This window comes from Arthrobacter sp. MYb214 (assembly GCF_002979865.1).
Classification (GTDB): Bacteria; Actinomycetota; Actinomycetes; order Actinomycetales; family Micrococcaceae; genus Glutamicibacter.
On sequence record NZ_PCPZ01000003.1, the window covers coordinates 139,142 to 152,426 of the forward strand.

At 64.4% G+C, this 13,285-nt stretch carries 12 protein-coding genes; 9 read left to right on the forward strand and 3 right to left on the reverse strand.

The annotated features are described in order from the left end of the window. Positions 1–105 precede the first annotated feature (105 nt). From CQ012_RS09430 to CQ012_RS09445, 4 genes are read left to right on the forward strand one after another with little or no spacing between them, the layout of a single operon-like run. The gene (locus tag CQ012_RS09430) at positions 106–1,770 is read left to right on the forward strand and encodes an ABC transporter substrate-binding protein (RefSeq protein ID WP_105662007.1); all 1,665 of its coding nucleotides are present in this window, start codon (positions 106–108) and stop codon (positions 1,768–1,770) included. A gap of 6 nt (positions 1,771–1,776) precedes the next feature. Next, positions 1,777–2,709 (forward strand): ABC transporter permease, encoded by a 933-nt coding sequence (locus tag CQ012_RS09435; protein ID WP_105656241.1) that lies wholly within the window; start codon positions 1,777–1,779, stop codon positions 2,707–2,709. Next, a complete protein-coding gene (locus tag CQ012_RS09440; protein WP_105656240.1) occupies positions 2,706–3,503 on the forward strand; it encodes an ABC transporter permease in 798 nt (265 codons plus the stop codon). The genes CQ012_RS09435 and CQ012_RS09440 overlap by 4 nt, the downstream gene beginning before the upstream one ends. Then, on the forward strand, positions 3,500–5,095 hold the full coding sequence (locus CQ012_RS09445) for a dipeptide ABC transporter ATP-binding protein (protein WP_105662008.1): 1,596 nt from the start codon (positions 3,500–3,502) through the stop codon (positions 5,093–5,095). The genes CQ012_RS09440 and CQ012_RS09445 overlap by 4 nt, the downstream gene beginning before the upstream one ends. On the opposite strand, the gene CQ012_RS09450 is transcribed toward CQ012_RS09445, so the two are convergent. Beyond that, positions 5,092–6,780, reverse strand: a complete 1,689-nt coding sequence (locus CQ012_RS09450) for a long-chain-fatty-acid--CoA ligase (RefSeq protein WP_105656238.1) — start codon at positions 6,778–6,780, stop codon at positions 5,092–5,094. The two genes, CQ012_RS09445 and CQ012_RS09450, sit on opposite strands and share 4 nt — an antisense overlap. A gap of 27 nt (positions 6,781–6,807) precedes the next feature. Here CQ012_RS09450 and CQ012_RS09455 point away from each other — a divergent pair, with 27 nt between their 5' ends. Next, the gene (locus tag CQ012_RS09455; RefSeq protein WP_105662009.1) at positions 6,808–7,986 is read left to right on the forward strand and encodes a DNA topoisomerase IB; all 1,179 of its coding nucleotides are present in this window, start codon (positions 6,808–6,810) and stop codon (positions 7,984–7,986) included. A 9-nt stretch (positions 7,987–7,995) separates the two neighbouring features. On the opposite strand, the gene CQ012_RS09460 is transcribed toward CQ012_RS09455, so the two are convergent. Together CQ012_RS09460 and CQ012_RS09465 are read right to left on the reverse strand one after the other, a co-directional pair. Beyond that, entirely contained in the window at positions 7,996–9,096 is a 1,101-nt protein-coding gene (locus tag CQ012_RS09460) for an alanine racemase (RefSeq protein WP_105662010.1), read from the reverse strand. Between the two features lie 107 nt (positions 9,097–9,203). After that, positions 9,204–9,992, reverse strand: a complete 789-nt coding sequence (locus CQ012_RS09465) for an IclR family transcriptional regulator (RefSeq protein WP_105656236.1) — start codon at positions 9,990–9,992, stop codon at positions 9,204–9,206. Positions 9,993–10,094: 102 nt separating this feature from the next. Between CQ012_RS09465 and CQ012_RS09470 the strand changes: the two genes are divergently transcribed. The 4 genes from CQ012_RS09470 to CQ012_RS09485 all read left to right on the forward strand — a co-directional run bounded on the left by CQ012_RS09470 (position 10,095) and on the right by CQ012_RS09485 (position 13,236). Beyond that, on the forward strand, positions 10,095–10,550 hold the full coding sequence (locus tag CQ012_RS09470; RefSeq protein WP_105656235.1) for a VOC family protein: 456 nt from the start codon (positions 10,095–10,097) through the stop codon (positions 10,548–10,550). A 162-nt stretch (positions 10,551–10,712) separates the two neighbouring features. After that, positions 10,713–11,417, forward strand: coding sequence for a CoA transferase subunit A (locus CQ012_RS09475; RefSeq protein ID WP_105656382.1), 705 nt, complete (start codon positions 10,713–10,715; stop codon positions 11,415–11,417). 2 nt (positions 11,418–11,419) lie between these two features. Then, positions 11,420–12,070 carry a 3-oxoacid CoA-transferase subunit B gene (locus CQ012_RS09480; RefSeq protein ID WP_105662011.1) on the forward strand — a complete coding sequence of 217 codons (651 nt, stop codon included), beginning with the start codon at positions 11,420–11,422 and terminating at the stop codon, positions 12,068–12,070. Next, entirely contained in the window at positions 12,067–13,236 is a 1,170-nt protein-coding gene (locus CQ012_RS09485; protein WP_105662012.1) for an acetyl-CoA C-acyltransferase, read from the forward strand. Before CQ012_RS09480 ends, CQ012_RS09485 begins: the two co-directional genes overlap by 4 nt. The last annotated feature ends 49 nt before the right edge of the window (positions 13,237–13,285 follow it).

Genomic DNA, 13,285 nt, shown 5'->3' on the forward strand with positions numbered 1-13,285 from the left:
GGTTTCGTCGGATCGGAGCGATTCGCTCCGATCTGACGAATGCGTTCCAGATGGCTAGAGTTGGTTTGGTCATCACCACTAGTTCATCGAGGTAAGCCCTTCCCCATGCAACGAAACTCGCGCGCGTCCAGGATCCTTGGCTGCGCTATCGCGCTCCCGCTCCTTGGATCCCTTCTAGCCAGCTGCTCGGCAGGGGCAGGACCCGATGCCCCCGCAGAGGAGGCGAAGCCGGTTGCCGGCGGCACCCTGGTCTATGCTTCGGGCGACGCCGAGCCGGCCTGCCTGGATCCGCATGTGGGCGGCAACTACCCGCAAGCCCTGGTAGCAAGCCAGTACCTCGAATCCCTGTTCACCAAGGATGCGGACGGGAAGATCATCCCGTGGCTGGCCGAAAGCACCGAGGTCTCCGAGGACGGCCTGACTCGCACCATCACCCTGCGCGATGGGATTTCCTTCACCGACGGCACGAAGCTCACCGCCAAAGCCATCGAAGCCAACATCGAGCACCTGAAGGATCCGAATACCGCGTCCTCCACCGGCTATCTGGCCGTGGGCAAGGTCGTGGATATCGAGATCGCCGATGAGCTCACCGCCAAGCTGACGCTCTCCGCCCCGGATAACGCGCTGCTGGAATCGCTGTCCATGCCATGGACCGCCATCGAATCCCCCAAGGCGCTGGAACGCGACCAGGCTACCAACTGCGCCTCACCGGTAGGCACCGGCCCGTTCAAGGTCGAATCCTGGGAGCACCAGAAGGCCGTGAACCTGGTCCGCAACGAAGACTACGTGCCGCCGGTCAAGAACGCGGAGCGCTCCGATTCCAAGGCCTATCTGGAGGCCATCACCTGGCGCTTCATCCCTGAGGCCGCCACCCGCTACGCAGCCCTGGTCTCGGGCGAAGTCGATGTCATCGACAACGCGCAGCCGGACACCATCGCCACGGCAAAGCAGGACGGCTCGCTGGGCCATCTGGACGCCCCGCGCCCGGGTGCTTCCAACCGCCTGGAGCTGAACAGCTCCAAGGCGCCATTCGATGACCAGCGCGTGCGCGAGGCCTTCATCCGTTCCGTGGATGCCAGCGCCGGCGTCAAGGCCCTCTATTTCGGCACCACCGAGCGCAGCTACTCGCTGCTGTCGTCAGCCGAGCCGCTGGGCTACTCCGATGAATCGCTGTTCGGCACCGATGCGGCCAAAGCCAACGCGCTGCTCGATGAAGCAGGCTGGAGCGAACGCGACGCCGAGGGCTACCGCGTGAAGGACGGCAAGCGCCTGTCGCTGGACTTCCCGGTCTCCACCAACCAGTCGGTTCCTGCCGAGCAGTCCCTGTTCGAGCAGTTCCAGGCCCAGGCCAAGGCCGTGGGCTTCGAGGTGAAGATCCAGCTGCTGGACCTGTCCAGCTGGTACGGCGCCCTGGCCAAGCACGATTACAATCTGGTCTCGGCTCCCTACACCAAGGTCGGCCCGTCGGTGCTGCGCATCCTTTACCACTCCGACTCGACCGTCCCGGCGCCATCGGGCTACTTCGCCAACAATGCGCAGGTGAAGAACGAGAAGCTCGATGGGATCCTGGCCCAGGCCGAAGAGGCCAATGATGTAGCCCAGCGCGCTGCGCTGTACGAGCAGGCCCAGAAGCTGGTCCTGGAGGGCTACTCCGTGCTGCCGCTCTACGACCAGCAGAACCACTTCCTCTACGGCAAGAACGTGCACGGCATCGGCGCCACCACCGCGGTGTCTTCGCCGGTCTACTACGACACCTTCATCACCAAGTAGCACCCCTTGGGCACGATTGCTTGGGCCGGGCGCAAGATCGGCGGCGCGCTGGTGGTGCTGTGGCTGGTGGCCACCGCCATCTTCATCGCCATCCGGCTGATCCCCGGCGACCCGGCCGAAGCAATCATGGGCGGCCCCGGTTCCCAGGCCTCGGCCGAAGCGCTGGCCGCGGCCCGCGCCGAGTACGGACTGGACCTGCCGCTCATCTCCCAGTACCTGATGTACCTGGGCAAGCTGGCCACCTTGGACTTCGGCACCTCCTATTCGCTCAAGCAGCCGGTCGCCGGCATCATGGGCGATCTCCTGCCCAATACCCTCTGGCTTGCGCTGCTGGCCCTGGCGGCCGCCTGGGTGCTGGCCCTGGGCTTCGCGGCATCGGCCATGCGGGCCAACCGCTTTGGCGCATGGCTGGGAAATATCGTGGAGATCATTGCCGCCGCCGTGCCGCACTTCTGGCTCGGCGCGGTGCTGATCATGCTCTTCTCCTCGATGCTCGGCTGGCTGCCGGCCGTGGATAACGGCACCGCCCAGGGTTTGGTACTTCCCGTGCTGACCTTGGCATTGCCGCTGGCCGGGTTCCTCACCCAGCTGATGCGCGATTCGCTGAGTGCAGCCCTGGGCAGCCAGTTCGCGCTGGCCGCGCGTGCCCGTGGCGAAAGCCGGCTGGCGGTCTTCTGGCGCCATGGCTTGCGCCATGCCGCCTTGCCTGCCCTGGGCCTGACCGGCTGGGCTTTCTCCTCGCTGCTTTCCGGCGCGGTGGTGGTCGAGGCGATCTTCGCCCGTCCGGGTCTGGGGCGCTCGCTGCTTTCTGCGGTGCTGGCCCGCGACATCCCGATGGTCACCGGCATCGCGCTCTTCTCCGCGCTGGTCTACATCGTGGTCATGGCGATCACCGAAGGCATCGAGCGAGCCATCAATCCGGCAGGGGCGAGCTCATGAGCCGCACCGCAAGAATCTTCGCCGCCGCATTCATCGCCTTGTGGGTGCTCATCGCGCTGGTTCCTTCGGTGCTGGCCCCGGGCGACCCATTGGCCATCAACCCGGCCGAGGCATTCAGCAAACCCGGCGCCGCGCATTTCTTCGGCACCGACGAATCGGGCCGCGACATCTATACCCGTGTCATCCATGGTGCCCGCGACTCGCTGGCTATCGGCCTGGCGGCCACGGGATTGGGCATGGGATTGGCCATCGTCTTGGGCACAGCTGCGGCATTGTCCCCGCGCTGGCTCGACGAGATCATCCTGCGCGTGCTCGAAGCGCTCTACGCGATTCCATCCTTGCTGATGGCACTGCTGATCATTGCCTTCACCGGACCCGGTGTCGGGCCGGCCATCGTCGCGGTGGGCCTGTCCACCGCACCGGGATATGCCCGGCTGGTGCGCAGCCAGATCCGCACGCTGAAGAGTTCGGAAATGCTGGAGGCAGCCACCGTGCTGGGCCGCGGCTCGTGGCTGTTGGTCCGCAACCATTTGGTTCCCAACGCCCTCAAGCCCCTGCTGGCGCTGGTGACCTTGGGGATCGGCCAAGCCGTGATCTGGGCTGCTGCCCTGTCCTTCCTGGGCTTGGGCACTCCCCCGCCAGCTCCCGAATGGGGTGCCATGCTTTCGGCCGGGCGCACCTACCTGCACTTCGCGTGGTGGATGAGCTTGTTCCCCGGCTTGGCGATAGTTGTCGTGGCCGCAGGCGCCACGCTGATTGGCCGCGCGCTGGGCGGAAGGGCAAGGACAGCATGAACGAGCAAGCACTGATTACGGTCAAGGACCTTTCGGTCCATTTCGGTTCCACCGTGGCGGTGAAGAACATTTCCTTCACCGTAAAGGCCGGACGTTGCCTCGCATTGGTCGGCGAATCCGGGTCGGGCAAATCCGTGACCGCCCGCAGCCTGCTTGGCCTCTCCGGCGGCACCGTCAGCGCCGCCGAGCTCGCTGTCTGCGGGCAGAACGCCTTGGAGCTCTCCGACCGCGGCTGGCAGCAGATCCGCGGGAATTCGGTGTCCATGATCTTGCAGGATGCGCTGATGGCGCTCGATCCGCTGCGCCCGGTGGGCCGGGAAATCGGTGATGCGCTCAAGGCGCACGGCAAGATGTCGAAATCCGAGCGCCAGCAGCGAGTGCTCCAGGTGCTGGAATCCGTGCGCATGCCCGAGCCCGGGCGCCGTGCCAAGCAGCGTTCCACCGAGCTCTCTGGCGGCATGCGCCAGCGTGCCCTGATTGCCCAGGCCCTGGCCGGCAACCCGCAGGTAGTCATCGCCGATGAGGCAACCACCGCCTTGGACTCGGCGCTGACAGCACTGGTCCTTTCGCAGCTGCGCGAGCTCAAGGAGCAGGGCCGCGGCGTGCTGATGATCAGCCACGATCTGGCCCAGGTAGCGCATTTGGCCGACGACATTGCGGTGATGCGCAACGGTGCAATCGTTGAGGCCGGCAGCACCGGGCAGATCCTGGGCGACCCGCAGCACGAGTACACCCGCCAATTGCTGCGGGCCGTGCCTTCGGGGATACCGCGCTTCGCCCCGTTGTCGGCAGCCAGCAAGCCGTTGACGGCACCACCGCCAGAAGCACCCGCCACTACTGCCCCCGCGTTATCAGTCACGCAGCTGTCCAAAACGTTCGGCAAGCACCAGGCCGTGGATGCGATCAGTTTCGAACTGCCCCGGGGCAAGACCCTGGGCGTTGTCGGCGAATCCGGGTCCGGGAAGACCACCACCGCGCGCATGGTGCTGGGCTTGCAGAAGCCTGATGCAGGCAACGTCAAGCTGCTCGGCGAGCACTTTGCCCCGGCCCTCGAATCCCAGCGCCGAAAGCTGCGCGAACAAATCGGCGCGATCTACCAGAACCCGTTGGGGTCTTTCGATCCGCGCTATTCGGTGGGGCAGCTGCTGGCCGATGCGCTGAGCCGCGGCAAGTCCAAGCGCGCAGCCGAGTACCGCAAGCCGGCGGCTGAACTGCTCGAACAAGTCGAGCTGTCCACCGAATTGCTGGGCCGCAACCCGCGCGAGCTTTCCGGCGGGCAGCGCCAGCGCCTGGCGATTGCCCGTGCGCTAGCGCCCAAGCCGCAGGTGCTGGTCCTTGACGAGCCGGTCTCGGCCTTGGATGTATCAATCCAAGCCACGGTGCTGGACCTCCTGGATCGGATCCAGCTGGACACCGGAACCAGCTACCTGTTCATCAGCCATGACCTGTCGGTGATCGAGCACATGAGCGACTCCGTTGCGGTGATGCATGAAGGCAAAATCATCGAGCAGGGCTCTACTGACCAAGTCTTCGGCGCCCCGCAGCATGATTACACGAAACTGCTGCTCTCGGCGATGCCGCGGTTGCGCTAGACCAGATCGACCATCTGGTCCTTGACCTGCTTGCGCAGGATCTTGCCCAGCAGCGAGCGCGGCATCTCATCGATCTGCACAATGCGCTTAGGCACCTTGTAGGCGGCCAGCAGCTCGCGGCAGTGGGCGCGCAGCGCGTCCTCGTTCAGCCCGCAGCCCTCTTCGAGCTGCACCGCGGCAACTACCATTTCGCCGCCGCGGGCCAACGGCTTTCCGAAGACCGCGGCATCGGCCACGTCAGCGTGCTGGCGCAGGGCGATCTCGACCTCGGTCGGTGAAACGTTGAAGCCGCCGGTGATGATCAGCTCCTTGGCGCGGTCCACCACCTGGGCGAAGCCGTCCTCGTCAACGGTGACCACATCGCCCGAACGCAGCCAGCCGTCCTCGGTTTTGGCCTTGGCCGTTTCCTCCGGGTTGTTCCAGTAGCCCTGGAACACCTGCGGGCCCTTGATCAGCAATTCGCCCGGTTCTCCCTGGGCCACTTCCCGGCTCGGGTCCTCCACGTCCACGACCTTCATCAGTGTCGAGGGGAAGGGCACGCCGATGGTGCCGGTGCGGCGGCTGGGGTGGAATGGGTTGCCCAAGGCCACCGGCGAGGACTCGGTCATGCCGTAGCCTTCCACCAGCAGGCCGCCGGACATCGATTCCCACAGCTCCACCACATGGTCGGGCAGGTTCATCGCCCCGGAGATGCAGTACTTGGCGCTCTTCAGCGAGACGCCGCGCTCCTTCGCCGCCAGGGCGGTGCGCTCGTAGATCGGCGGCACCGCGCAGTACACGGTGGCCGGGGACTTCTTCCAGGCATCCAGGATCATCTGCGGATCGAACTTCGGGAAGAGCACCAGCAGGCCCTGCTTCTTCACTCCGAAGGTCAGGTACAGGGTCATGCCGAAGGCATGGAACATCGGCAGGATCGCGTAGAGGATTTCCTCGCGCTCCTGCGCCCCGAGCATCCAGGCCTCGCCCTGCAAGGCGTTGGAATAGAGGTTGAAGTGGGTGAGCATGGCACCCTTGGGGTGGCCGGTGGTCCCCGAGGTGTACTGGATGACCGCCAGGTCATCGACATCCGGATGCGGGTGGTTCGCATCCAATTGCGCACCGGAGAGCAGGTCCTTCCATGCCACGGTGCCCGAGGTGCGCGCCGTGAGCGACGCCTTGGTCTCGCGCAGCTTCTTGACCGGCAGGTTCAGCGCCAGGCGCTTGACCGCGGGGAAGGCTTCGAGCAGGTTGACCGAGACGATCGAGTCCAGCTGCACGTCCTTGGGGAATTCCTGGACGTTGGCCACGACCTTGTCCCAGGCAATCGCGATGCGCGCCTGGTGGTCCTCGAACTGGTGGCGCAGTTCCCGCGAGGTGTACAGCGGGTTGTGCTCCACCACGACGGCGCCAAGGCGCAGGATCGCGTAGAAGGCGATCACGTGCTGCGGGCAGTTGGGCAGGATCAGCGCAACGCGGTCGCCGGCGCGCACGCCGAGCTTGCGCAGGCCCTCGGCGGCCTTGGCTACCTGCGCGCCCAGATCGGCGTAGCTGGTGCGGCGGCCGAAGAATTCGGTCGCCGGGCTATCGCCGGCTTCACGCACGGAGCGCTCGAACATGCGGCTGAGCGGTTCGGTGGGCAGCTCGATTTCGGCCGGGACTCCCGGCTGGTAATTTGCCACCCATGCGGGCGCAGCACTATTTTCCATACCTCCAATCATGCCCTGTTACGGGACATGGCGCGATTCCAGGGCTTCCCGGGTGCAAACGACGCGCTGCAGGTGGCGGATCCGCCCGCTGGCAGGAATACCCCGGCACCGCACAGCTGGGATTTTCCTGCGAACACCCGGAGCAGGGCAGCGATCGGCGATAGCGTGTGCGTGATTGCACGGCTACGCAACTACCGGGAGGCATCCATGCCAGCACGCCGAAGCAAACGGCTTCCCATCACGCGCCGGCGCGCGGGAACCGGCTTCTTCTACCTGGAAGGGGCACGCACGGTGAAGGACCAGCACCTGCTGGATCGGATCAGGCAATTGTCGATCCCGCCGGCATGGAAACAGGTCCAGATCGCTGCCAGTGCGCGGGCCAAGGTCCAAGCTCGCGGAATCGATGCGGCAGGACGCACCCAGATGATCTACCACCCCGATTTCCGCGAGCGGCAGGATGCCGCCAAATTCGACCGGTTGCCGGCGTTCGGCCGCGCACTGCCCAATCTCCGCCGCCAGCTGCTGCGGGATCTGCGCCGGGGAAGAAACGACAAGGACAGGGTCACTGCGGCCGTGGTCCTGCTGCTGGATCTGCATCTGCTGCGCATCGGCACGCACGCCTACTCGCGTTCCAACCAATCGTTCGGGGCCGCTTCGCTGCGAGCCAAGCATCTGGAGGTCCAAGGGCATTGCGCCACCCTCGAGTTTCCCGGCAAGAGCGGCCAGCAGCAGCATGTGAAAATCAGGAGCCGGCGACTGGCACGAGTACTGGTCCAATTGCGCGATCAGCCGGGCTACGAGCTTTTCCGCTACCTGGATGACGATGGGCACTCGCACCTGCTCCAGCCTGCGCAAATCAACCGGTACCTCGAGGAGCATCTGGGTAGCGGATTCACCGCCAAGGACTTCAGGACCTGGGGCGGCAGCTTAGCGGCTTTCAGGGCACTGATCGAGGCTCCCGCCTCGGCTATGGCTGCCGATGATGCCAGGAATCTGCGCAAGCTGGCCATCGAGCAGGCCGCCGGAAAACTGGGCAATACTCCCGAAATCGCGGCCGGCTCCTATATCGATCCCCGTGTGCTGGAGCTGGCGGACGATCCGGAAAAATTGGCGGCGCTGCGCCGTTCCAAACGGCAGCTGGGGACCAAGAACCATTTGGATCCGGCTTCGCGCTGCCTGCTGCGGTTCCTTGAAAGGGCCAGCTAGGTTCAGAATCTAGAAGTTCAGTCCTCTGGCCGCTACATCCCATACCTCGCTGGTGCCGTCCTCATGCACTGCCAGCACGTTGTCGACCAGGTTCACCGCGACGCAGACATGGTTCGGGATGACGTGGAGCTGCTCGCCGTGGGCCGGCAGGTCCAAGTGCTCGGGCCACAGCACGGTGGCGTGATGCTCCGATAGTGCGCTGATGCGGGCTTCAGGGCACTGGGCGATGCGCCCGTATCCGGTGGCCCAGGCCGGGCAGTCGCTTCCGAGCACCTTGCTGCCGGCGTCCAGCACGATGCGCCGGGGAATCTGCCCATCGCCTTCATGGCGGCTGATCACGGTGGAGGCGACGGTCAGGGAAATATCCTCCCAGCGCACGCGCCCCAGCTCGAACTGCTGCGCATCGCCGAAGACGTATACCCCTGGACGCACCTCGGTCAGCACCGAGTTGTCGCTCAGTTCGGCGGTCGGGGTGGAGCCCCCGCTGATGCGCTTGATGGCATGCCCGGCCTCGCGCAGCAGGCACGCCGCTTCGGCCAGGGCCTTGTGCTCATCGTTGAGTGCCGCGTCGATGCCGTGCGGCGAGTAGCTGTGGCCGGGGAAAGTGAAGATCCCATGCACGCGCATGCCTGCTGCACGGGCGGCATCGGCTATTTCCACCGCGCCTTGCGGGCTGGTGCCGCTTCGGTGATGGCCGCTGTCGATCTCGATGACGAGCTTGATCTTGGAGGCCTTCTCCCCCAGCATCCTGGCCATCTGCTGCACGGCCTGGACAGAGTCCGTGCCGATGCTCAGCTTGGCACGGCGCATCAGCTCCAGGATGCGTGCCGCCTGGGATTCATTGACCCACAAAGGGTAGGCGATGAAGATCTTCGCGACCCCGTGCAGCGCAAACGCGAGGGCTTCGCCGACAGTTGCCACGGTGAGTCCGGCGGCACCGGCGTCCATCTGGCGTTCGGCGATTTCATGCATCTTGTGCGTCTTGGCATGCGGGCGCAGTTTCAGGCCCTGGCTCGCCACTCGGTGGGCCACCCGGTCAATGTTCTGCTGGAGCTTCGCTACGTCAACGATGACCTGCGGGGTGTTGATTCCGGCCGGGATAGTGCCCAAATTTTCCGTCCTTCTGCACTTGGCTGCGTCACGGGGAATCCTGGAAATAGGCATTCCCGCCGATCTGAAAGATTACCGCAGGAAGCTTTGTACCGGGGAAGGAAAAACTAGCGTGGAAGCGTGCTTGACCGGGCCGACAGCTTGGTGGACAACTCATGCGCGTGGTGCAGCAGCAGGTTGCCCAGCTCTTCGCGGCGGTCCGCTTCAAAGCGCGTGTGGATCCCGGTCAGGCTCAGTGCCCAGGCAGGCTGTCCCGAGTTGTCGAAAACCGCAGCGCCCATGCCCCAGCTGCCCTCGACGATCAAGCCGGGGTTGACCGAATAGCCCAGCTGGCGGGTTTCGGCGACCTTTTTGCGCAGCTCTTCGCGCGAATGCGCCGGCCCATATCCTGGCTCTAGATCGGCATCGCGCAGGTAGCGCTCAATGCCCTGTTCAGGCAGGAAAGCAAGGATCGCGATTCCGGCCGAAGCGACTCCCAGCGGGAAGCGCCGTCCTTCATACAGCACGAACGAGCGGATGGGAAAGGCTCCATCCTGGCGCAGCAAGCACACGGTTTCGTCCCCTCGCCGCGCCGAGAGGAACGCACTTTCCCCGGTCGCCTCGGCCAGCGCGGCAACATGCTCGCGGGCCAGTTCGCTGATGTCGTAGCGCTCGGCTGCCACCGCTCCCATGAGGTAGAGCTCGGGGCCAAGCAGCCAGCGGCCGGTGCGATGATCGTGGTCGCAGAATCCTTCGGTGGCCAACGCGCTGAGCAGGCGATGCACGGTGGGCCGGGCCAAACCGGTGCTCCGGGCAGTTTGCGTCGTGGTGATGCCCTCGGGCATTGCGGTGCTCACGGTGCGAAGCACGGCAGCCAGCCGCCCTACGACTTGGGTTCCAGCCGGGGAATTGCTCATGACCACATTATGGACGATCGGTTACGGGCCGGATAATTCCCTCTTCATACTTTGTCGCCGTACCCCTGTTGCTATCGAGCTGGTCGGCGGATAATTCAGCACATGGAAAATACATGGCAAATCGTCATCGACTGCGCCGGCCCGCAAGCAATGGTCCGGTTCTGGGCCGAAGCCTTGCGCTACGTTCCCGAGCCCGCCCCGGACGGGCATCCCACGTGGCGCGCCTACTGGCAGTCCATGGGCGTGCCGGATGATGAATTGCCGCCCGGAACCGGTGATGAACCGGAGTCGCTGGTCGATCCGCAAGGTGGTGGGCCAAGGATTTGGTTCCAGCAGGTACCGGAGGCCAAGAGCATCAAGAATCGCCTGCATCTGGACTTGCTGGTCAGCGGCGGCCGCGGCGTTCGCTTCGAAGAACGCAGGCAAATCATCACCGACGAGGCAGAGCGCCTGGTGGCCCTGGGGGCCAAAGTCCGCACCGTTCACGACATGCCAGAGATGGGCCATTTCGCTATCTGCATGTTCGATATCGAAGGCAATGAGTTCGACATCGTCTAGCCCTCTCAGCTATGTCCATAATATGGACCGCTTGGCCGTTCCTCCTCACCATCCGACCAGTTACCCGGCAATGCACCGGGTCTATTGCATGCTCACCTGCGACTACGTACGTTAGAGGATAAGCAGATCCGCGCTCCACATAGTGGACACATGGAGGAATCGATGACAACGAAGTTTCGGGATGACGCAGCCGCCGCCTTGGCTGCCGTCGTCAAGGATGGCATGACCATCGCAGTAGGCGGTTTCGGCCTCTCCGGCATCCCCAACCGCCTGATCACCGCACTGCGGGATTCGAAGGCAACCAACCTGACCATCGTGTCAAACAACATGGGCGTAGACGGCAAGGGGCTGGGCATCCTGCTGGAAAATAAGCAGGTCTCCAAGGTCCTGGCCTCCTACGTCGGGGAGAACAAGCTGTTCGCACAGCAGTTCCTCGATGGGGACCTGGAAGTTGAATTCTGCCCGCAGGGCACCTTGGCCGAGCGCTTGCGCGCTGGCGGGGTGGGCATTCCCGCCTTCTTCACCCCCACCGGCGTGGGAACTCCGATCGCCGAAGGCAAGGATGTCATGGAATTCAACGGCAAGCCAGCGATCCTCGAGCGCGGAATCTTTGCCGATATCGCACTGGTCAAGGCGCACCAGGCCGACGCCGAAGGCAACCTGCGCTACCGGATGACCTCGAAGAACTTCAACCCGCTGGCCGCCATGTCCGGCCGCCACACCTTCGCCGAAGCCGAGGAAATTGTCGAGGGCTACCTGGATCCGTCGCTGGTGGAGACCCCCGGCATCTTCGTGCAGACCCTGGTGCAGGCCGATGCGGTCAAGGACATTGAACAGCGCACCGTGCGCAGCCGAAAGGAGGCCTGAGCATGTGGACTCGCGATGAAATGGCGGCCATTGCCGCTAGCGAATTAACCGACGGCCAGTATGTGAATCTCGGTATTGGAATCCCCACGATGGTGGCCAACAACCTGCCGGAAGGCGTTTCGGTCAAGCTGCAAAGCGAAAACGGCCTGCTGGGCATGGGTCCCTTCCCCTATGAAGGTGAAGAAGATGCGGATCTGATCAATGCAGGCAAACAGACCGTGACCATCCTGCCCGGCGGCAGCTTCTTCGATTCGGCGACCTCCTTCGGCATGATCCGCGGCGGCCACGTCCAGACCGCGATCCTCGGCGCCCTGCAATTGGCCGCCAATGGCGATCTGGCCAATTGGACCATCCCGGGCAAGCTGGTCAAGGGCATGGGCGGAGCCATGGACCTGGTCGCCGGCACCCCGCGCGTGATCGTTCTGACTGATCACGTGGCCAAGGACGGGACGTCCAAGATTGTGGAGAAATGCGACTTGCCGCTCACCGGAGTCGGCGTGGTCAACCGCATCATCACCGACCGAGCAGTGTTTGATATAGAAAACTCGACCTTGACCCTGCGTGCAGTAGCCCCGGGTGAAAGCGTGGAAACCATCAAGGACATCACGGCAGCAGAATTTGCCGTGGATATTGTGGAGGATCTGAAAGCATGACCGCAAAGATTGTGGGCTACGCCCGTACCCCATTCGTGAAATTCAACGGCACCTTCGCCGCTGTTCCAGCCACCGAGCTCGGCGCCCATGCCGGCAAGGCCGCGCTGGAACGTGCCGGAGTTGATCCCAGCGAGGTCCAGCAGGTCATCGCCGGCCAGGTGCTGCAAGGTGGCGCCGGCCAGAACCCGGCCCGTCAATCCGCTGTGGGTGCCGGCATTGCGCTGGACGTTCCGGCCATCGCCGTGAATGCCGTATGCCTCTCAGGTGCCGAGGCCGTTGTGGCAGGAGCCCGCCTGATCAATAGCGGCGAGGCAGACGTTGTCCTGGCTATCGGCCAGGAATCCATGTCGCTGGCTCCGCATGTGCAGCGCGCCCGTGCCGGAACCAAGTACGGTGCCATTGAACTGATTGACACCCTGGAATACGACGGCCTGACCGATGCTGCCGAGAAGCGTTCGATGGGCGCTTCCACCGAGGAGCACAATGCCAAGTTGTCGATGACCCGCGAGGCCCAGGATACGGTCTCGGCCGCATCCCACCAGCGCGCTGCCGCGGCCCGAGATTTCGCAGCCGGCGAGATTGCGCCATTTACCATTTCCAGCCGTCGCGGCGACACCACGATCAGCGAAGATGATGGCATCCGCGAAGCAACCACCGTGGAATCCTTGGGCAAGCTGCGTCCGGCCTTTGCCAAGGAAGGCACCATTACCGCAGGCAACTCCTCGCAGATCACCGACGGCGCAGCAGCCGTGGTGCTGGCCAGCGATGCGGCCATTGAGCGCCTGGGCCTGGAGCCGCTGGCTGAAATTCTCTCGCACGCTTTCGTTGCCGGCCCGGACCGCACCCTGCACGAGCAGCCATCCAATGCCATCAGCGCAGCCCTGGAGAAGGCCGGCGCCAAAGCCCAGGATCTGAAGGCCGTCGAAATCAATGAGGCGTTCGCCGCTGTTTCGGTGCAGTCCACCAAGGCACTGGGTCTCGATGCCTCCATCGTGAATCCGCATGGTGGCGCGATTGCCCTGGGCCACCCGATCGGCGCTTCCGGTGCACGCATCATTGGCACGTTGGCCCGCCAGCTCCACGAGATGCCGGCCGGCTCGCTGGGCGCCATCGGCATCTGCGGTGGCGGCGGCCAGGGCACCGCAATGGTGCTGCGTTCGCTGTAGCCGCTGTCCGATTAGCCGGTGCGGTTGGGTCTGCCGGGATACAACCGCA